Raw genomic sequence first — 20846 nt, 5'->3', positions numbered from 1 at the left:
TTATTTTTTTACAAAATCTCCAGCATTTACAACCACAAATTTTTTAGGATTGAAATATTTAATTAGAGCCGAATTTACTTTCTGAACATCTAGACTTTTAACTTTGTTTTCAAAAATTTCATACTCTTTAAATGATTTTCCAAGATCTAAGTTATCTCTTAATTCGCGAACTAGGAATTCATCACTTCCTAGCATTGTTTGTCTTCCTTGCAACCAAGAATTCAAAGAATTATCAAATTCCTCTTTGGTAAAACCTTTACTAAGAGCTTTCTGAATTTCTTCATTCAAAGCCGTTGTTAATTTATCTTTCATGGTTGGATTATAAAAAGCATAAATCCCCCAATCAGTTGTTGGATCGTTATAATTTGATTGCAAAAACGAACCAGCACCATAGCTTAACCCTTCTGTTTCTCTTAAACGCTGTGGGATTCTTGATGCTAAAAAAGAACCACCTCCCAATAGTTCATTTGCCATTTCTATTGCTGGATAATCTGGATTTTGAGAGCTAATATTCAGATTCACTTTTCCGAATAAAACAGCATTTGTTTTATCATTAATCTGGATAGTCTTATCATTAGATTTTACATCAAAGTATTGAGACGCGATTCTTTTATAAGCTATTTTTGGTGTCCAATTTTCTAAGGTTTTGTTTAAGAAAGCTTTTATAACAGGCTTGTCGATTCCGCCAACAAACGAGGAAACACTATTACCTCCGCCATAGAAAGTGTTGTAAAAGTTTTTTAAATCCTCTAAGGTGATTTTGTTTAACGAAGCCAAGCTTTCATCAGTGGTTTCAGAATAATAAGGGTGTGTTTTAGGATAGGCCTGAGTAAGTTTTGTTAACTCTTCGGTTGCTACAGCTTGAGGTTCGTTACGGTTGGCTTCTAGATTATTTTTGGTTTCCAATTTTAGTTTTTCGAATTCTTCAACATCAAATGAAGGGTTTCTCAAAATGTCGGTAACCAAGTCTAAAGCATTATTTAAATTGGCTTTGTCTGTACTGATTCGAACATACAAACCATCGACAATCGCACCAAAACTAAGGTTAAGTTTATATTGATCAATTTGATCGTTAATTTCTTTTTTGGTTCTGTTTTTAGTTCCTCGTTTTAGCATATTAGCTGTAAGAGAGGCTATGAGTGATTTTTCGCTCAATGATTTTTCATCTCCCATTCTCAAAATCATTCTGCCTTCAATTTTATTTCCTTTGGTTGGTTTTTCTAATAATGCATATTTGCCCCCTGAACTTAGTTTTCCTTCTTCTGTCGATTTAATAATATTGGCTACAGTAGCTTCAAAAGCACTTGTGTTGGCTTCCATTTCTTTTCCTTTGTAATTTTTTACTAAGGCATCAATATCTGTTATTTCAGCTACAGTAGTTCTTGGATTATTAGCTTCAGGAATAAAGCGTCCCCAAGTTCTATTGCTTTGAAGGTAATATTTTTTTGCAGCATTTTGAATATCAGCAACTGTGAGAGCTTCTAAATTGTCTCGATTGATAAAAAAGAGTCTCCAATCACCAGCTCCAATAAATTCTGTCAAAGCAACACTCAGATTGATCGTTTTGTTGTAGGTATTTTCGAATTGCTTTAATAATTCATTTTTGGCACGTTTCAAATCCTCTTCCGTAAATGTCATGGTTGGAACGGCATTCATAGTTTCGAGAAAAGCCTTTTGAACAACGTTGATGTCTTTGTCTTTTGCTATTTCGCATGTAAAATAACTAAAGGCGGGGTCTTTTAGTGATAAGGTATAGCCATAAACACTAGTTGATAATTTAGTTTCGACCAAAGCTTTGTATAGAGCCCCAGAAGGGTTATTGGTAAGAATTGAAATTAAAGCATCATTTGCTGCAAACTCTTTGTCAGAATAGCTTGGGGTGTGGTAAGCCATTCCGATATATTGTAAATCACCGTTTCTTTTGAGTTCAACAAAACGTTCTCCGTCTTGTGCTGGCTCTACCGTATAGGTTTTTTCAATTTCATTTTTTGATTTTGGGATAGGAGCAAAGAATTCTTTTATCCATGATAATGTTTTTTTCTCATCAAATTTCCCTCCAATAATTAGTGTGGCATTATTAGGTTGATAGTATTTTTGGTAAAACACTTTTAAGCGATTAGCTTTTACACGTTCGATATCTTCTTTACTTCCAATAGTTGATTTTCCGTAATTATGCCACAAATAAGCTGTAGAAAGAATACGCTCATTTAAGACACTTCGAGGATCATTTTCGCCAATTTCAAATTCATTTCGAACCACACTAAATTCGCTATCCAAATCAGATTGAAGAATTGCAGAGGTTGTCATACGATCCGATTCCATTTCGAGTGCCCATTTTAAATTCTCGTCAGTTGCTGGCATAACCTCATAATAATTGGTGCGATCGTAATAGGTAGTACCATTTGCCTGAGCCCCTTTGTCGGCAATGGTTTTTTTGATATCGGTAAATTTTGAAGAACGTTTGAATAACATATGCTCTAATAAATGAGCCATACCCGACTCTCCATATCCCTCATGACGTGATCCAACCCCATAAACAATATTCACGATTACATTGGATTGTGTTGCATCTGGAATCAACAAAATTTTTAATCCGTTCGGTAAACTGTATTCTTTGATTCCTTCAACCGAAGCTTCTAGTTTTGCTTCTTGTGAATAGGATTTTGATAGCAATGCAAATGCGATGGTCAAGACAAGAAATGTTTTTTTCATTTTTATTATTGGTTGTAAGGTTTGTCTAGTAAAAATATGCTTTTTTTTGAAGAAAGAATAGTTTTATTTAAAAATAAGAAATGTTTTAAGTTTTTTGTTAAAATATCTTTATGTTTTCATAATTTTATAAACTTAATAATTGATTTTCAATATTATACCCAATGGAAGATAAAAAGAAAGCAATAGCATGGGCAAAAAGTTATTTGCGTGGCGAAGATATTTCGAATGATGTTTATTTTGATAAATTGTATTTGAATCTAATACAATTTGAACAATATGGTTATGCTACCGAGATATTGCTAAAAAAAATTGAAGAAGATGAAGATCAGGGTGCCGAAGTAAAACTTACTAAATATCAGAATTTGGCTGATAATGTGCACAAAGACAGCTCGTTGTCATCTTATTTTAAATTTGATAAAGCCATCAATATTCTTAAATCATTTTGTGATTTGGAACACACCAAAAATTCTAAAACACTTGGAATTGCTGGCGATATTTATAAAAGCAAATGGAAATTCGATCATCAGTTTCATAACTTATTGCAATCGAGAGCTTATTACAAAAAAGGCTATTTAATTTGGAAAAACAAGCCCCATAAATCGATTCAAACAGAAACAGAGTGCATTAATACCGCTGTAAATTATGCGAACAGTAATGAATTAATTGTAATCGAAAATTTAGAAAGACTCTCCGAAACTTGTGAGATTACCGCCGAAACCATTACGAGGTTTGAAACTGCACAAACAACTAGAAGAGAAATTGTAGATGCTTACTTGGTTGATGGAGAAGAAATTGTTTTTAGAGAAGGAATTGAAGCTAAAGAAAAATTATATGCTGCTTTGGCTGAAGCTTTTTTTGGGTTGAGAATGTATAAAAAAGCACTTCATTTCATCAAATTATATACTCAGGACAAAAATGAAAATTGGCAAATTAAGTCCTTTAGTAAGCAAATTTATAATTTGGCTCATTATCAAATAGCCCAAAAAAAAGAAAAATCTATAAACAAAGACCCTTTTCAAAAAAATGAAATAAAAGAGGAGGAACAAAATATTTGTTTAATAGCTTTAAACCTTAATGCTAATGAGAATTCAGACAAACGCGAATTAAAAGAAAAGCAACAAACCAAATTAGGGGTAGGACTCTCCGGAGGAGGTTTTAGAGCGGCTATTTTTCACATTGGAGTTTTGGCAGCCCTTGCTGAGAAAGATAAATTGAAAGATATAGAAGTTATTTCATGTGTTTCGGGGGGATCAATTATTGGCGCTTTTTATTATTTAAAAATCAAACAATTATTCGAAACAAAATCAGATGAAACCATCGAACAAGAAGATTACATTCGGATTGTAAAGGAAATTGAAACCGAATTTTTAAATGCTGTTCAAAAAAACATTAGAATGCGTTTGCTGACTAATTTTTATAAGAATATAAAAATGTGGAAAGGCAGTTCTTATTCTCGTTCTAACCGATTGGGAGAATTGTACGAAGAATATTTTTATAACTCATTACTCAAAAAAGGGGACAAAGATTCGTTGGAACCAATTTATATGAATGATTTATTTATTACTCCTTTTGGTGAAGAGACTTTTAGATTGAATGATGATAACTGGAAAAGAATAAATAAAATCCCTCAGCTGATTCTAAACGCTACAGTTGTAAACACAGGACATAACTGGCAATTCACAGCATCCTGGATGGGAGAACCGCCCACTTACATTTCGGATGAATTTGATGTAAAACCTCGTTTGAGAAGGATGTATTACGAAAATGCTCCAGAACAGTATCAAAAATTTAGATTGGGTTATGCTGTTGCCGCTTCTTCTTGTGTACCTGTTTTGTTTCAACCTTTGGTTTTAAAAAAGCTTTATCAAAATTTTGATTTGGAACTCATAGATGGAGGTGTTCATGATAATCAAGGAATTGCTTCTATACTGGAACAAGAGTGCAATGAAATTATTATTAGCGATGCTAGTGCACAAATGGCCGATAATGCAGTAAATACCGAAAACTCTATGTCTTTATTTTTTAGAGTCGATTCTATTTTACAAGAACGTTTGCGTGAAATTCAATTATTAGATTTAAAATCCCGAAAATACACTTCGATATTGGCAAAACTTTCTATCGTTCATCTAAAAAATGGATTAGCACAACTGCCTGTGAGCTGGATTGATTGTACGGATGTCAATAGAGGTATTTTGTATGATAAAGAAATCGAAGATGAAAATGCGCTTTTGAAATATGGTTTGATGAAAAAAATCCAGAAACGTCTTAGCGAAGTGAGAACCGATTTGGATTCTTTTAATGATCTAGAAGCTTATGCCTTAATGTATAGCGGATACAAACAAATGATTCATGAAATTGGTACTGTAAATAAAGACAAGGTAGATTGGAAATTTTTGAAAATTAGCGAGAGTTGTACGTATCCAGCAAAAGATAAAAAACTAGTTAAGCAATTAAAAGTAAGCAGTTTTGTTCCTTTTAAAATTGTACGGATGTCAAATTTTATTAAGTTTTTGGTTATTGGAATAGGTAGTGTTCTACTACTAACAACACTCTATTATTTAATTTACAATTGGAATAATCCTGAGCCATTTAAACAAATTAATATTTCATTCAAACTTATAGGATTTACATTGATTATCTTTTTGGTAGGCTTTTTGTCTAAATTTTTGGCAAAAATTATAAATATCGAGAGTATAGTAAAACAAAAAATCGCATTGTTGGTATTAATAACGGTAGGCTGGATATTTTTTAATATCTATATATGGATTTTCAATCCTTTGTATAATAAATTTGGTAAAGTAAATTAACGATTCCAGCTATGACCAAAAACCAAATAATATCCCCAGCTATCAGGGCCTTTTGCAATATCAATTCCAGTTCTAAGACCAAAAGTTCTAGCCAAAAAATACCTAAAACCCGTTCCATAAGTAAAAGCAAATTTTCCGGTTTTTAGGTTTTGGCCGTCATTAATAGTTTCTCCAATTCCAGTAAAACCAATAATGCTCCAGCGGTAACTAATGTCAAATCGTTGTTCTGTTTCGGCTACAAGAACTGTGTTTCCTTGAAATCTTTCGGCTGGAATACCCCTTAAATCGATATAAGGTAATTTATAAAAAGGAGTATCACCAAAATTTTGTTTGTAATCTAAACGAAACCCTCCTATCCAATTGGATTTTATGGGGAGAAAATACTGTAAGTATCCGTTTAAGTCTTGAAATTTATAATCACTCCCTGTCCAATTGTCATTGACAGCATACAACAAGTTGGTTCTATAACCATGATCGGGTGTAAAAATGGTGTTTCTCTTGTCATAATCCAAAAAGATTCCTAAACTTCCTATATTACTATTCAGTTCTTTTTCGCTGTAAAATTCTGATAAGTCTTCAGAAAAATTTGGTTTTAATACATTTTTAGAAAACGAATAATTGGTCCCAAAATAGAGTTCAGTTTTGCCTATCTTTTTGGATATTTCAAGGGTAATTGGTGTTGCACGAATATTAAAATCAAGCTCTTGATTTCCGAACCCTTCAATATCTCTATAAAAAGATAAGTTAAGCTTGGCATAAGTAAAACCAACACGATATTTTAAACCATATTTAGGAATATTCCCCACTCGTAAAGCTCCAGCAGCCCAACTATTGTTTACAGTGTACATGCCATAGCCTGCCGTAATATCTGGTGGAATGTAGCCTTTATAACCTTCTGGTCTTTTTTTGGGCGTAATTAGCAATGGGGCAAGTGCTACTCCAAAGCCTCCAATGGCTGGTTCTGTAATGATGTAAGGAAGTACAATAACTCCATGCGCATTGATAATATAATTACTCAAATCGATTTTACCATCGATCGTGTCTTTTATCAATTCTTTATTAATGCTAATTTGATCTTTTTTTTGGGCATTTATAAAATGGTCACTCAATAAAAAAAAGCTCACTGAAAGAATCAATGCAAACCGTTGTTGGTTTATTGATTTTAAACAATTGAAATAGGAGAGTAATTTAGCCATAAACTAATTTCTTTATTGTTTTAAAGAATGTTTTATTAGACTAATTTACTAAAATTAACAGTTAGATTACATTATTATTCAAGCATTTTTAACCCTTCGATGAGCATGTCTATATCTTCTTTTGTATTGTAATGGCTGAATGATATTCGAATGTTTGGTTTTTTTAATTCTTCTTCAGTTAGCATTTCGGCTAAAACATGCGATGGTTTAATACTTCCTGATTGACAAGCGCTTCCTCTTGAGACTGCAATTCCTTTCATGTCAAGATGAAATAAAATCATAGCAGTTTTACTCTCGTCAAGCGGTAATGTTACATTTAATAAATTGTAGAAAGTATTTTCACCATTGATTTTAAAACCGGGTAATTTTTCGGTAAGTTTCTCAATGGTATAATTTTTCAAAGAGGCAATATCATTACTTTCGGCTTCCAGATTTTGACACGAAAGTTCAAGTGCTTTTGCCATTCCTGCAATTTGGTGAACCGCTTCGGTTCCTGGACGAAATCCTTTTTCTTGTTCTCCTCCAAAAAATAAAGGTTGCAATCCAGAATTTTTTCTAAGATAAGCAAATCCAACTCCTTTTGGGCCATGAAATTTATGTGCACTTGCAACAATAAAATCAATCGGATTTTTTTGCAAATCAATTTTGGCTTTTCCAATAGATTGAACTGTATCAGAATGAAATAAAGCGTGGTGCTCTTGACAAATTTGGCTAACTTTTTCTAAGTCTAAAATAACTCCGGTTTCGTTATTGACATGCATTAAGGAAACCAAAGTTTTTTTTCCATCGGATAATAACTCGACCAAATGAGTCAAATCTACTTCTCCATTTGAATTTATGTTTACGTAATCTATTTGAGTTTTAAACTCGGATTCGAGTGCTAATGCTGTATGCAACACCGCATGATGTTCTATTTTGCTGGTAATAATGCGTTCTATTTTTAAATCTTTTATTGCCGACCGCATAATCCAGTTGTTCGATTCGGTACCACAAGAAGTAAAAATAATTTCCGATGCCGAAGCATTCAACTCTTTAGCAATAGATTTTCTAGCAAGTTCAAGAATGCTCTTGGCATTGCGCCCCAAACTATGTGTTGAAGATGGATTACCATAATCTTCGGATAATATTTTGGTCATTTCTTGAATTACTTCTGGACGAAGAGCTGTTGTAGAAGCATTGTCGAGATATACTTTTTTCATGTGCTAAATTGATTTTGAGCCCTCAACTAACGTTTTGTTTTTCTTTCCAAAAAGAACCTTTTTGTTAAAAATAAGAATTGAGACCAAAATTAGTGAATATGAAATCATTTGTACAAAGCTTATATCTTCTCTAAAATAAAAAATTGCCAATGAGAAATTTATTATCGGATTGATATACATTAAAATTCCAACCGTCGATGAGTCAAGACCTTTTAAAGCATACAGATTTAGAAATAAAGGTATAATGGTAAAAAATACAACGATGCAAAATAAACACATATAAAACAACGGTTCAGTTGGTATGGCACCACTATAACTTGGATAAAACGGTAAAATTAATATGGCAACAAATAACAATTGAATATTTAAAACTAGAAATTTATCAATTTCATTATTTTTTCTTTGACTCACCAAGTACAAAGCATAAGTTGAGGCAACGATTAAGCTGTAAAAAATATCTTGAAAATGATCTAATGATAAAAGAATACAACTAAAACTACTAATCATTACTGCGGCCCATTTCCATTTGCTCAATTTTTCATGTAACATAAAAAAGGCAAAAACAGTGGTCAAAATAGGACATATCAAATAGGCTAAAGAGCCCGCCTTGACACTCACATGATTTACCACATAAATAAAAATAAACCAATTACAGGCTAGAATTAATCCACCAACTAAGGTAAGCTGAATGATTTTCCTTTTTTTTTCTTTTGAAATAATTTTAAAATCTTCCCAGTTTTTTTGAATGTGTTTTCGTCTAAAACAGAGGTTTATAGCAGTCATCGTAAAAACGCTAAAAAACACACGGTAAAAAAGAATATCGAGAGAAGGATAATTGGCTATTGGTTTTAACGCTAGACTAAAAAAGCCCCAAATAAAAAATGCTGTAAAAGCAGCTAAATAAAAATTGTATTTTTTCATTGAAAGTAAAATTCAAAGCAAAGATAAGAATTTATGATGGCACACTTTAAATTTAGATCCGAGGTTTTGTCTTCCGAAATCAAATTCTATGAATACTTTAGGATTATTAAGTCGATTTTTACATAAAAAAATATTAAATAATGGGTTTTTAATCGGTAAAGTTTAGGATACAGATTAAAAATTCTATTTTTGCTCAAAATAGAAAAAGAATGAAAAGAATTTTCGGAATTTTATGTTGTACAATTGCTTTTTCAGCTTGTGATGATGGCGATTTAATAGTAGATACCATTAATTTTGATGAAGTATCTACAAGTACTTGTACAGAAAACAATCTTTTGTTTAAGCTTAAAGATAGTGAATCTTTAATTTTGGATGTACCTGAGGATACTTTTGAAGATGATGTTACCGAAACAGGAGAACCAATTACGTTGAATATTAACTCGACCAACAGAGTGGTATATAATTTTTATGACGGACAAGTTTCTTCGGATAATATATGTGATTTGATACCGCCTGCTACTCCAAATATAAATACACAATGGACAGCAGCTTCTGGAGTTATAGAAATTACTACCGAAGCCGTAAAAACAGCAGATGAAGATGATGGAAGTACCAGAATTACGGGGTATAAAAATACAATTGTTTTTAGAAACATCACTTTTGCAAAAGGAGATGGTACCACTCAATTTTATGATGTTTTTAGTTTTGGGGATTACCTAAGAACGATTACGCCATTAGAATTAGATTTTGAGCAATTGTTGTTGCAATGTGATAGTGGGTTGATATATGAATTTAATGACAGCGAATCTTTGACTCTCGACATTGATCCTAATTTAATTAAAAATGAAGTTACTCCGTTAGACCAGCCAAGAAAAGGAACAATTGGTTTAGAAAATAACAGATTAGTGTATCATACGTATGAAAATGGTATTGTGACAGAAGATTATTTTTGTCAAACTACAGATCCAGCTTTACCAAGTGTTGCTCAAGAATGGCTAGGAAGAGTTGGAGGAGAAATAGAAGTTACAACTACAACATCAGGGAATGCTTTTACCCACACTATTGTTCTTAAAAATGTTACTCTGGAAAAAGGAAATAGTAACTTCCAATTAGGAACAAGTTATAAATACGGAGAATTGCAAACTATTAGCAATTAGTTTTGAAAAAAATAAATTTAAAAAAGCGTCAAGGTTCAAACCATTGACGCTTTTTTTTGTTGTATTGGGGTTTTACTAAATCTTAACAACAATAATCCGTTGAGAAAGTTTATCTTGCTCATTAGTAATCAACCTCAATTAGTAATACATCAGAATAAATTAATTACAAAATGAATTCAAACAACACCCAATTTATACAAAATAAAGACAACAATACTATATGGTTATCTCATATAAAAAAAACAGAATTTAATTCTAACGATTTTGGCATAATCCCAACAGTCTTTAATAGCGAAGCCGAAGTTGGACTGGCAATGTTAAACGAACTGTACCTCACTGCCAAATCTAAAGAAGGCGATATTAATATTGCACTTCTAGGAGGGCGAGGCGCTCAAGAGTTACACAGATTACTGGGAGAATTAGCTAAAACAACACAACAAGATGAACTACTCGCTAGATTAAATGTGTTTACTCAGGATGCACTTGCCCCCATGGGTATGAATAATAGTTTGAGTTTTGTTCGTGATTTTGAACGTATTTTGGGAGATGCTTTTTTCAAAAAAATTAAAAGCTTTACCCCTATGCGAACGGATACCAACGATCTAGAATCCTCACTTATAGAATATTTGACTCAATTAGAAAAATTAGGTGGTTTGGATATTTTTTTCATTGGTCATGGACCTGAAGAAAATCAAGCATCTCACCTTGCCTATATTAAACCTTTTTCTGGTGCACAATCTCATCATGTTGCGGGAATAATTCCTATATCAAGCAGTATTTTGGAACATCACATTAGTAAATTTAAAGCAGGAGGAAGTCTTGTAAATGAAAGTGATGAAAAAGAATGTAGATCTGCTGAGTATATCCTAACTTTAGGACCCGCTGCCATATTACAAGCAAAAAAAGTTGTGCAATCTGTAGTAGATGCCGATACAGCTCCTGCAAAAATCCAAACCTATGCAAAAGTACTTCACACACAATTGAGTTCAAATAAAGAAGAGGCGGTACTGCAATTAAATGCTAATCCAGGGTTATGGATACGATTACACCCGAATACTAAATCTTTTATTTTACCCAATTTAAGTTTGTAAAATCTACTCCACAAAAAAAGCTCCTTCATATGAAGGAGCTTTTATTTTGGGTGGCTGACCGGGTTCGAACCGGCGACCCGCGGCACCACAAACCGCTACTCTAACCAGCTGAGCTACAACCACCATTTCTGCTTAGCGGTTGCAAAGATAGAACAAATGTTTACTTCTACAAACAAAAAAATAAAAAAAATTAAACATTTTTATTTCAAATCCCCTAAACTATTGACAACCAAACACCTTTCAACTGTAAAACCTTCGGCATGTTCTACTCCTGTTAGTCTTCCTAAGTCTCTAGATCGATAATTTAAACTTTCTAAGAAGTTTTTACTTGAAATTGGAGATTCTGGTTCGTTAGAATTTGGATCATAAAATTGCGAACTATAGGCTAAAATTGCTTTGATTTTAGTATCTGTAAATCCAGTTATATCAACCACAAAATCGGGTTCGATATTTTTCCATTGGATATAATGATACACTACTTTAGGTCTCCACGCTTTTTGTATTTTCCCATCCAAAGTTGTCTCTATTCGCATCAATCCAGATAAAAAACAGGCATCCGAAACCAACTTACTCCCTTTTCCGTGATCGATATGCCTATCGTCTATTGCATTGCACAATACTATTTCGGGCTGATATTTCCGAATCATTTTAACAATTTCCAATTGGTGTTTTTCATCGTTTACAAAAAAACCATCGCGCATCTTCAAATTCTCACGTATCGAAACCCCTAAGATTTCAGCAGCCGCTTTTGCTTCTTTATCTCTTATTTCGGCAGAACCACGTGTTCCTAATTCGCCTCTTGTCAAATCAACAATTCCTACTTTTTTTCCCAAAGAAATCTCTTTCAAGATAGTTCCTGAACACCCTAATTCTACATCATCGGGATGGGCACCAAAGGCTAATATATCTAATTTCATATTTTTTATTTTAAAAAGATCTAAAAATTGAAAAAGCTAAAAAAACAAAACTCTTAAACCTTTAATTTTTTAAACACTTAAACCATTCTAAACTATCCTAATACCTTTTTCATCGTTATCGATTTGTTTACACTCTCCTCCCACTCTTTCTCTGGAATACTATCTTTAGTAATACCACAACCTATAAACAAATTTGCTTTTGTTTTTTGTGAAAGCTGTTCTATAACAATTTCCATGCTTCGCAAATTGACAAACAAATCTGTTTTGGTATCTAAATTCAATTCACCTAAAAAGCCAGTATAAAAACTCCTATCGTAATTTTCATTTTCAATGATAAATTTTCGAGATTCCTTTTTTGGCAAACCGCAAACAGCTGGTGTAGGATGTAATAATTCAACCACTTCTTTCAAATTTTGGTCACTTCTAATTATTCCAGAAATATCCGTTTTTATGTGCCAAATATTCCCAGCTCTCACACTGCGAGGTTCAGAAATCGAAATAGATTCTGTTATTTTACCCAACTCTGACACAATGTAATCTGTAACAAATTGTTGTTCATTTTTCTCTTTATCTTCCCACTCAACATATTCATTACCAGTATTTTTTTGCGTTCCAGCTAAAGCCATTGTCTTAATAACATTACCTTCAACTTTCAACAATTGTTCTGGTGTTGCTCCTAACCAAACACCAATTTGGGGATGTTGAAAACAGTACACAAAGGCTGCTGGATAACTTTGAATCATTTTTTGAAAAGTGGAGATCAAATCAAAATCATCAAGTTCGATTATTTCTTTACGGGAAAGCACAACTTTTTGAAATATTCCATTTTCTATGGCTTGAATTCCTTTTGCAACTAAATTTTCAAAATACTCTTTATCTGCTGTATTGAGCACATTCTCTACATTATCAATACTATCAAACGCTTCATTTTCCCAAACAAATTCAATTTTTTCTGATTGATATTCTGGGATCAAAAAGATTTTATTCCCATCAAAAGAAGCAAAAACAAAACCTTTTTCGGTAAAATTATTTACATCATACAAATCATCGTTAAGCTGAAACATTCCTATTACAGTATTCGAATTGGGTTTGCGATACAATACAAAAGGTTTTTTCTGCAGATTATGTTCTGCTACTTTTTTAAAAAACTCATTCATCATTCCCTAACTTCCTTTTGTCAAAACCATATTAGTTAATTTACATAGTGAAATCAGATTTCCTTCTTCGTCAGTAATTTTAATTTCCCAAAGATGTAAACTTCTCCCTTTATGAATGATTCTTGCTGTACCAAAAACGATTCCTTCCCGAATACTTTTCAAATGATTTGCTGAAATTTCGATTCCACGTACTTCTTGATTTTTAGCATCAATAAAAAAATGCGAAGCTGCACTCCCAACACTTTCTGCCAAAGCTACAGAAGCCCCTCCGTGCAACAATCCCATTGGTTGATGAACTGCTGAATTCACAGGCATCTTGGCCACCAAAAAACCTTCACCTGCATCTATAAACTCAATTTTCAATGTTTCCATCAAAGTATATTTGGAAAACTCATTGCAATATTGGAGTATTTTATCTTTATCCATTAGCATTTTTTTATTTTAAAGATTGTAAAAATACGCTAAAATGACAATTCAAAAAATAAAGCAATTATAAAAATTAATTTCAGTTGCAAATTAAAACAGTTCTATTCTGATTTAAAAAACAACCAACAAGAGGTGTAGCGAAAATTTGTATTTAAAAACTAATTTATTCCTATTTTTACCAAAAAAAGAAATAAAATGCCTCGCATAACAACACTCCTTCTAATCGGAATACTATTTTATTTTTGTTCCTGCCGCTCCGATTTTGACACCATAGCGAGTTCTGGCAATCTAACCTTTTCTAAAGACACCGTTTATCTAGATACAATTTTCACCAATTTGAGTTCGAGCACTTATTCTTTAAAAGTTTACAATCGTTCTAAAAATGATATTAATATTCCAATCATAAAACTTAGTAAAGGGCTCAATTCAAAATACAGAATGTCTGTTGATGGAACACAAGGAAATCAGGGTAAAATATTCGAAAACATTACTCTTTTAGCGAAAGACAGTTTGTATATTTTTATCGAAACCACTGTCGAAAGTGATAATACGACTCCAACCGAATTTTTATACACCGACCAAATTGAATTTGACAGCGGCACGAATTTACAAAAGGTTGAACTGGTAACATTGGTTCAAGATGCTATTTTATTGTATCCAAATAAAAATTCAGACGGAACAATCGAAACCATTCCGATTGGTGATGAAAAAGTAAATGGATTTTATTTAGACAAAAACGACCCTATTAATGGTAATGAACTTCATTTTACCAACCAAAAAGCCTACGTAATTTACGGTTATGCCACTGTTCCAGAAGGCGAAACCGCATCTTTTGATCCTGGAACCAGAGTCTATTTTCATGCCAATTCTGGACTGATTGTTTCCAAAAATGCTTCGTTAAAAATTAACGGAACCACATCGACTACAGACAAATTAGAGAATGAAATCATTTTCAGCAGCGACCGTCAACAACCCGATTTTGCTTACATTCCTGGCCAATGGGGAACCATTTGGTTACAAAATGGAAGCACCAATAATAAAATTCAAAATCTGACGCTGAAAAATTCCACTGTTGGATTATTAATTGATGGTAATGATGGAACAACAACATCCATAAAAAACACTCAGATTTACAATTGCACACACTATGGTATTCAAGGAAAAAATGCGTTGATTGATGGAGAGAACATCGTTATCAATTATACAGGACAAGCTAGTCTTGCTTGCACTTATGGCGGAAATTACAAATTTACCCACTCCACTTTCTACAACAACTGGTCAAGTCCTGAACAAAACGCTGTGTATATTAGCAATTATATCACAGCTGCCAACCCAGAAACAAACAACTTAACAGCTGCCACTTTCAATAATTGTATCATTTACGGTTCGTATTCAAACGAACTGTTTTTGGACAAAAAAACAACTGCTTTGTTTGAATACCAATTCAACAATTGTTTGATTAAATCGAACAAAACAAATGATGCTTTATACCAATTTGAAAACGACCCAGCACATTATAACGCCATAATCTTGAATAAAGACCCTAAATTCTTTAACCCAAATATTAACAATTTCAACATAGATGATTCTTCTTCCGCTTTCGCAAAAGGGAATTCAGATTATTTGATTCCGTTGGATATTTTAGGGATAACAAGAACCTTACCCCCCGATTTAGGAGCATATCAAAGTAAACCGTTTCCGAAATAGATTAAAAACACAAATTATTACGAATACTGTTGCTATGATTTTTTTCACAAACCTTTAAAAATTCCAACACGAATTACACTAATTAACACGAAGAAAAAAATAATAAAAAAAAGCGACAATCTGAAATTATAGACACAGTTTGTGAAAATTTCAGACATAATCCAGTTCGTACTAATTCGTGAAATTCGTGTTTATTTTTTGTTATTTATTTTTCAAAAGAGTTCGTTTTCAAATTTGCGCTTACTATTTATTTAACCTAAATTTGCACCGTTAAATACAACAAACTACACAACAATGATCCATTTCTTTGAAAACCAAAGCAACACCGTTTTTGCCGTACACACGCAAAACGAAATTTCAGCTCAAGACATTTCAAAACTTAACTGGCTATTTGCCGACGCACATAAAATAGAGAAATCCGCATTGACGGATTTTTTTGTTGGACCTCGCGCAGCCATGATTACCCCTTGGAGTACCAATGCAGTAGAAATTACTCAAAACATGGGTATTTCTGGAATCATTCGCATCGAGGAATTTCAAAAAGTTACTGAGGATTTTACTGATTTCGATCCAATGCTTTCGCAAAAGTACAGCGAGTTAAATCAGGATATTTTCACTATCAACATTCAGCCAGAAGCTATTTTAGAGATTGATGATATTGCTGCTTACAACAAGCAAGAAGGTTTGGCTTTGAGCACCGAAGAAGAAGATTATTTGAATAATTTGGCTACCAAATTGGGTAGAAAATTAACTGACTCAGAGATTTTTGCATTCTCACAAGCGAATTCAGAGCACTGTCGTCACAAAATTTTCAACGGAACATTTATTATTGACGGTGTAGAAAAAGAGACTTCTCTTTTTAAACTTATCAAGAAAACATCTCAAGAAAATCCGAACGATATCGTTTCGGCATACAAAGATAATGTGGCTTTTGTAAAAGGGCCGAGAGTAGAACAATTTGCTCCAAAATCAGCTGACAAACCTGATTTTTATGAGACAAAAGAATTTGATTCGGTTATTTCCTTAAAAGCCGAAACACACAATTTTCCAACTACGGTTGAGCCTTTTAACGGTGCTGCAACGGGTTCAGGAGGAGAAATTCGTGACCGTTTAGCAGGTGGACAAGGTTCTTTGCCATTGGCAGGAACAGCGGTTTACATGACTTCATACTCCCGTTTAGCTGACGATAGAAATTGGGAAAATGGTGTAGCAGAAAGAAAGTGGCTGTACCAAACTCCGATGGATATTTTGATTAAAGCTTCAAATGGAGCTTCGGATTTCGGAAATAAATTTGGTCAACCGTTAATTACGGGTTCCCTTTTAACTTTCGAACACCAAGAAGCTAATCGAAAATTAGGTTACGACAAAGTAATCATGCAAGCGGGTGGAATTGGTTACGGAAAATTAGATCAATCTATCAAACAAAAACCACAGGAAGGCGATAAAATCGTTATCCTTGGTGGAGAAAATTATAGAATCGGAATGGGTGGTGCTGCGGTTTCTTCTGCAGATACAGGAGCTTTCGGTTCAGGAATCGAATTGAACGCTATTCAACGTTCAAATCCAGAAATGCAAAAACGTGCTGCCAACGCCATTCGCGGTTTGGTAGAAAGTGATAACAATCCAATTGTTTCTATTCACGATCACGGTGCAGGTGGACACTTAAACTGTCTTTCGGAATTGGTTGAAGAAACAGGAGGTTTGATTGATTTGGATAAATTACCAGTAGGTGACCCTACCCTTTCTGCTAAAGAAATTATCGGAAACGAATCTCAAGAAAGAATGGGATTGGTTATTGGTCAGAAAGACATTGACACACTACAAAGAATTGCCGAAAGAGAACGCGCCCCAATGTACCAAGTGGGTGATGTAACAGGCGATCACCGTTTTACTTTCGAATCTAAAACAACAGGTGCAAAACCTATGGATTATGCTTTGGAAGATTTCTTTGGAAGTTCACCAAAAACAATCATGACCGATAAAACGATAGATTACAAATACAACGGTTTAAATTATGATGTTAAAAACATTGCAACATATTTAGAAGCCGTATTGCAGTTAGAAGCGGTTGCGTCTAAAGACTGGTTGACCAATAAAGTCGATCGTTGTGTGGGTGGTCGTGTGGCCAAACAACAATGCGCAGGACCATTACAATTGCCTTTGAATAATGTTGGGGTAATGGCACTGGATTTTAATGGAAAAGAAGGTGTCGCTACTTCTATCGGACACTCTCCTATCGCTGCTTTGATTGACCCAGTAGCTGGAAGTAGAACTGCAATTGCAGAGTCTTTATCCAACATCATTTGGGCTCCAATTAAAGACGGTCTAAAAGGAGTTTCATTATCAGCCAACTGGATGTGGGCTTGTAAAAACGAAGGTGAAGACGCTCGTTTGTATGCTGCTGTAGAAGGTTGTTCGGATTTCGCAATCGAATTAGGAATCAACATTCCGACTGGAAAAGATTCACTTTCGATGAAACAAAAATATCCAAATGACGAAGTAATTGCTCCAGGAACAGTAATCATTTCTGCTGCTGGACATTGTACTGACGTTAAAAAAGTAGTTGAACCTGTTTTGCAAAAAGACGGCGGTTCTATTTATTATATCAATCTTTCTCAAGATGAATTCAAATTAGGAGGTTCATCATTTGCTCAAATTTTGAATAGTATCGGAAATGAAGCTCCAACGATAAAAGATGCTTCTTTCTTTAAAAATGCGTTTAACACTATTCAGGAATTAATAAGTGACAACCAAATTATAGCTGGACACGACATAGGAAGTGGTGGTTTGATCACTACTTTATTAGAAATGTGTTTTGCAGATGTGAATTTGGGAGCTAAAATAAACTTCTCTGTTTTTGAAGAAAAAGACATCATCAAATATTTGTTTGCTGAAAATATTGGTATCGTTTTCCAAGCCAAAGAAGATGCTGTTTTAGAAAACAAATTAAACGCTAATGATATTTCATTCTTTAAACTAGGAAAAGCAACTACTGAAGCTACTTTAGATTTTGGCCCATGTAAGCTTGACATCGTTAAATACAGAGACGTTTGGTTTAAAACTTCGTTCTTATTAGACCAAAAACAATCTAAAAACGGAACTGCTCAGGCACGTTTCGATAATTACAAAAATCAACCTTTACATTATACTTTCCCTGCTCACTTCACTGGTAAAAAACCAGTCATCTCGAGCGCAGTTGAGAGACCAAAAGCAGCTATTATCCGTGAAAAAGGAAGTAATTCCGAACGTGAAATGGCAAATGCGATGTACTTAGCAGGTTTTGATGTAAAAGACGTTCACATGACCGATTTGATTTCGGGTCGTGAAACTTTAGAAGACATTCAGTTCATCGGAGCTGTTGGAGGGTTCTCAAATTCGGATGTATTGGGTTCTGCCAAAGGTTGGGCTGGAGCTTTCAAATACAACGAAAAAGCGAATACTGCTCTTAAAAATTTCTATGCAAGAAAAGATACTTTGTCTGTCGGAATTTGTAATGGTTGCCAATTATTAATGGAATTAGAATTGATTAATCCAGAACACGAAGTTCACGGAAAAATGCACCACAACAACAGTCACAAACACGAAAGTATCTTTACATCGGTGACCATTCAAGAAAACAAATCGGTCATGTTATCAACTTTAGCTGGAAGCACTTTGGGAGTTTGGGTTTCGCACGGAGAAGGGAAATTCAATTTACCAGAACCAGAAGCTAACTACAACATTGTTGGAAAGTACGGTTACGACAACTATCCAGCAAATCCAAACGGTTCTGACTACAATACAGCCATGATGTGTGACGCTACAGGTCGTCATTTAGTAATGATGCCACATATTGAGCGCTCTACTTTTCAATGGAACTGGGCACATTACCCAAGCGACCGAAACGATGAAGTAACACCTTGGCTAGAAGCTTTTGTGAATGCTAGAAAATGGATTGATAATCAAAAATAATCCAAACCGTTCTTCAAAATAATTCAAAACCCGTCTCTTGATCCTACTTTTTGAGACGGGTTTTTCATGAGAAATTCAATTAGATATATTAAAATCAATTTTAAAAAGCGCCCCTATGATTTTTTTAAAAAATGCCATTATTATTTTAAATCTTCTGTTTTTCATTACGCCAACTTCGGCACAATCTATTCATACTATTGCTAAAGTAAATCCTTTATTAGAATTAGAAATAAACACAAAAACACTAGGCTTAAAAGGTCAAATTGCCGAAATGCAAGAACATCAATTTGTAATTAACGAACAAGGTCACACTATAAATGACTCAGCCTCTATAAGTAATCTATACCGATTTGATCAAAACGGATTGACAAAAGAAATTGAAGAAACTTTGCGGAATTTAGAATCCAAAAAAAAGTTTTTTAGCTATACCAACAAAGGGCTAATCTCGCATATTGATATTGAAACCACTCGTTTTTCTAATAACATTGATGCACACGATTCAATTACCAGTACAGCCATAGAACCTGACTTTTCTACCCTTGATTATAAATATGTGCAGAAAAAAAACATATTATTCAAAGGTGAAGACTACGCTGTAAACCTACCTAAAAAAATAACTACTCGAAAAGAATATTTTTATCACTTTAATGATAAAAATCAAATTTTTCAAATTGTCAATCAAGATATTGATAGTGCTACACAATATAGTTATGATGCGAATGGCTTAGTCACAGAAACGCGGATTTTAAAATCCGGTATCTTATCTCATAAGAACATATACAGATACGACAACAGTAAAAAACTGGTTCGCATTACTACCATAAAAGCCGATAACAATACTAAATTACCCAACGAAGAGACTTTATTTATCTACAAGCTTGATACAAATGGTAATATTGTAGAGAAAAAAGCAAAAACCTATGTCTATTCTCCAAAGGGAACCAAAAGATTCACAGAAGGTTATTTATATCTTTACAACTATATCTATTTGTAGTTTTTTTATATAAAAATCAGTTTGTACATTAGCCTAAATCAAACTCTAATTCTAGACTAAAGAATAATCCCAATATTGTTTAGTCTTTCTTAACTAACCTACATTTCATGAAAAAAATTACTTTACTGCTAACTGCACTTATTGCTAGTGCAATGAATTCATTTGCACAAATTAATATTACAAAAATCACAATTGACCAGAAAGAGCATTTTATTGCCAACTCAATTGGATATCCTATCATCGGTCAATACAACTATGTAAATCAACTAGAACCTATAACCATCCTTAACCCTGATGGTACAGGAATGATACAAAATGAAGATTTGGAAAAAAACAATATTATTTGGGGAATCGAATGTTCAGAATCTGGAATTCCAATTTTCAAAGAAGGATTTAATAGTGCATCTTATACATTTTGGTATAGAATAACAGGCAATGCCGAAGCCAAATCAAGTGATGACAAAAACTGGATTCAGCAATCATTTACCATTCATTATGACAAAAAGAAAATATTCATTTCAGGCGATCGTGTAAAAGAATACATAGAATAGATCCTTCAAGTCAAAACCACTATTAAAATCCCTGTTTTTCTTATGTTTTAGAAATTATTC

Annotated in this window: 14 protein-coding genes and 1 tRNA gene; 7 read left to right on the top strand and 8 right to left on the bottom strand. The window is 33.5% G+C overall.

Annotated elements, in window-relative coordinates; translation table 11 throughout:
• Positions 1-2712 (bottom strand): M16 family metallopeptidase, encoded by a 2712-nt coding sequence (locus ABEB18_RS12585; RefSeq protein ID WP_348799659.1) that lies wholly within the window; start codon positions 2710-2712, stop codon positions 1-3.
• Between the two features lie 161 nt (positions 2713-2873).
• On the opposite strand from ABEB18_RS12585, the gene ABEB18_RS12580 reads away from it, so the two are divergent.
• Positions 2874-5519, top strand: coding sequence for a patatin-like phospholipase family protein (locus ABEB18_RS12580; RefSeq protein ID WP_348799658.1), 2646 nt, complete (start codon positions 2874-2876; stop codon positions 5517-5519).
• Here ABEB18_RS12580 and ABEB18_RS12575 read toward each other — a convergent pair.
• The 3 genes from ABEB18_RS12575 to ABEB18_RS12565 form a co-directional block, all read right to left on the bottom strand.
• Positions 5516-6715 (bottom strand): BamA/TamA family outer membrane protein, encoded by a 1200-nt coding sequence (locus ABEB18_RS12575; protein ID WP_348799657.1) that lies wholly within the window; start codon positions 6713-6715, stop codon positions 5516-5518. The genes ABEB18_RS12580 and ABEB18_RS12575 overlap by 4 nt on opposite strands.
• A 74-nt stretch (positions 6716-6789) precedes the next feature.
• Entirely contained in the window at positions 6790-7914 is a 1125-nt protein-coding gene (locus ABEB18_RS12570) for a cysteine desulfurase family protein (RefSeq protein ID WP_348799656.1), read from the bottom strand.
• A gap of 3 nt (positions 7915-7917) precedes the next feature.
• Positions 7918-8835: an EamA family transporter gene (locus ABEB18_RS12565; RefSeq protein ID WP_348799655.1), complete on the bottom strand. Its 918-nt coding sequence runs from the start codon at positions 8833-8835 to the stop codon at positions 7918-7920.
• A 209-nt stretch (positions 8836-9044) separates the two neighbouring features.
• Here ABEB18_RS12565 and ABEB18_RS12560 point away from each other — a divergent pair, with 209 nt between their 5' ends.
• Positions 9045-9992 carry a hypothetical protein gene (locus tag ABEB18_RS12560; RefSeq protein WP_348799654.1) on the top strand — a complete coding sequence of 316 codons (948 nt, stop codon included), beginning with the start codon at positions 9045-9047 and terminating at the stop codon, positions 9990-9992.
• Between the two features lie 170 nt (positions 9993-10162).
• Positions 10163-11083: a sugar phosphate isomerase family gene (locus ABEB18_RS12555; protein WP_348799653.1), complete on the top strand. Its 921-nt coding sequence runs from the start codon at positions 10163-10165 to the stop codon at positions 11081-11083.
• A 49-nt stretch (positions 11084-11132) separates the two neighbouring features.
• Here the strand turns inward: ABEB18_RS12555 and ABEB18_RS12550 are convergent.
• From ABEB18_RS12550 to ABEB18_RS12535, 4 genes are all read right to left on the bottom strand, one after another.
• Positions 11133-11206, bottom strand: a tRNA-His gene (locus ABEB18_RS12550).
• A gap of 77 nt (positions 11207-11283) precedes the next feature.
• The gene (bshB1, locus tag ABEB18_RS12545) at positions 11284-12000 is read right to left on the bottom strand and encodes a bacillithiol biosynthesis deacetylase BshB1 (RefSeq protein WP_348799652.1); all 717 of its coding nucleotides are present in this window, start codon (positions 11998-12000) and stop codon (positions 11284-11286) included.
• 92 nt (positions 12001-12092) lie between these two features.
• Positions 12093-13160 (bottom strand): chorismate-binding protein, encoded by a 1068-nt coding sequence (locus ABEB18_RS12540; protein WP_348799651.1) that lies wholly within the window; start codon positions 13158-13160, stop codon positions 12093-12095.
• Positions 13161-13163: 3 nt separating this feature from the next.
• The gene (locus tag ABEB18_RS12535) at positions 13164-13589 is read right to left on the bottom strand and encodes a PaaI family thioesterase (RefSeq protein ID WP_348799650.1); all 426 of its coding nucleotides are present in this window, start codon (positions 13587-13589) and stop codon (positions 13164-13166) included.
• A gap of 189 nt (positions 13590-13778) precedes the next feature.
• Here ABEB18_RS12535 and ABEB18_RS12530 point away from each other — a divergent pair, with 189 nt between their 5' ends.
• The 4 genes from ABEB18_RS12530 to ABEB18_RS12515 all read left to right on the top strand — a co-directional run bounded on the left by ABEB18_RS12530 (position 13779) and on the right by ABEB18_RS12515 (position 20786).
• Positions 13779-15290, top strand: a complete 1512-nt coding sequence (locus tag ABEB18_RS12530) for a hypothetical protein (protein WP_348799649.1) — start codon at positions 13779-13781, stop codon at positions 15288-15290.
• A gap of 294 nt (positions 15291-15584) precedes the next feature.
• Positions 15585-19241: a phosphoribosylformylglycinamidine synthase gene (purL, locus tag ABEB18_RS12525; protein WP_348799648.1), complete on the top strand. Its 3657-nt coding sequence runs from the start codon at positions 15585-15587 to the stop codon at positions 19239-19241.
• A gap of 115 nt (positions 19242-19356) precedes the next feature.
• Positions 19357-20235 carry a hypothetical protein gene (locus ABEB18_RS12520; RefSeq protein ID WP_348799647.1) on the top strand — a complete coding sequence of 293 codons (879 nt, stop codon included), beginning with the start codon at positions 19357-19359 and terminating at the stop codon, positions 20233-20235.
• 107 nt (positions 20236-20342) lie between these two features.
• Positions 20343-20786 (top strand): hypothetical protein, encoded by a 444-nt coding sequence (locus ABEB18_RS12515; RefSeq protein ID WP_348799646.1) that lies wholly within the window; start codon positions 20343-20345, stop codon positions 20784-20786.
• Positions 20787-20846 lie beyond the last annotated feature (60 nt).

It is taken from the genome of Flavobacterium adhaerens (assembly GCF_040045115.1).
GTDB lineage: Bacteria > Bacteroidota > Bacteroidia > Flavobacteriales > Flavobacteriaceae > Flavobacterium > Flavobacterium adhaerens.
This window is presented reverse-complemented; position numbering and strand designations above follow the sequence as displayed.

Bases quoted from the DNA above. Each gene is read 5' to 3' on its own strand.
- purL (WP_348799648.1), top strand. From the start codon at position 15,585: ATGATCCATTTCTTTGAAAACCAAAGCAACACCGTTTTTGCCGTACAC.
- ABEB18_RS12580 (WP_348799658.1), top strand. From the start codon at position 2,874: ATGGAAGATAAAAAGAAAGCAATAGCATGGGCAAAAAGTTATTTGCGT.
- ABEB18_RS12515 (WP_348799646.1), top strand. From the start codon at position 20,343: ATGAAAAAAATTACTTTACTGCTAACTGCACTTATTGCTAGTGCAATG.
- ABEB18_RS12560 (WP_348799654.1), top strand. From the start codon at position 9,045: ATGAAAAGAATTTTCGGAATTTTATGTTGTACAATTGCTTTTTCAGCT.
- ABEB18_RS12530 (WP_348799649.1), top strand. From the start codon at position 13,779: ATGCCTCGCATAACAACACTCCTTCTAATCGGAATACTATTTTATTTT.
- ABEB18_RS12520 (WP_348799647.1), top strand. From the start codon at position 19,357: ATGATTTTTTTAAAAAATGCCATTATTATTTTAAATCTTCTGTTTTTC.
- ABEB18_RS12555 (WP_348799653.1), top strand. From the start codon at position 10,163: ATGAATTCAAACAACACCCAATTTATACAAAATAAAGACAACAATACT.
- ABEB18_RS12565 (WP_348799655.1), bottom strand. From the start codon at position 8,835: ATGAAAAAATACAATTTTTATTTAGCTGCTTTTACAGCATTTTTTATT.
- ABEB18_RS12570 (WP_348799656.1), bottom strand. From the start codon at position 7,914: ATGAAAAAAGTATATCTCGACAATGCTTCTACAACAGCTCTTCGTCCA.
- bshB1 (WP_348799652.1), bottom strand. From the start codon at position 12,000: ATGAAATTAGATATATTAGCCTTTGGTGCCCATCCCGATGATGTAGAA.
- ABEB18_RS12585 (WP_348799659.1), bottom strand. From the start codon at position 2,712: ATGAAAAAAACATTTCTTGTCTTGACCATCGCATTTGCATTGCTATCA.
- ABEB18_RS12540 (WP_348799651.1), bottom strand. From the start codon at position 13,160: ATGATGAATGAGTTTTTTAAAAAAGTAGCAGAACATAATCTGCAGAAA.
- ABEB18_RS12535 (WP_348799650.1), bottom strand. From the start codon at position 13,589: ATGCTAATGGATAAAGATAAAATACTCCAATATTGCAATGAGTTTTCC.
- ABEB18_RS12575 (WP_348799657.1), bottom strand. From the start codon at position 6,715: ATGGCTAAATTACTCTCCTATTTCAATTGTTTAAAATCAATAAACCAA.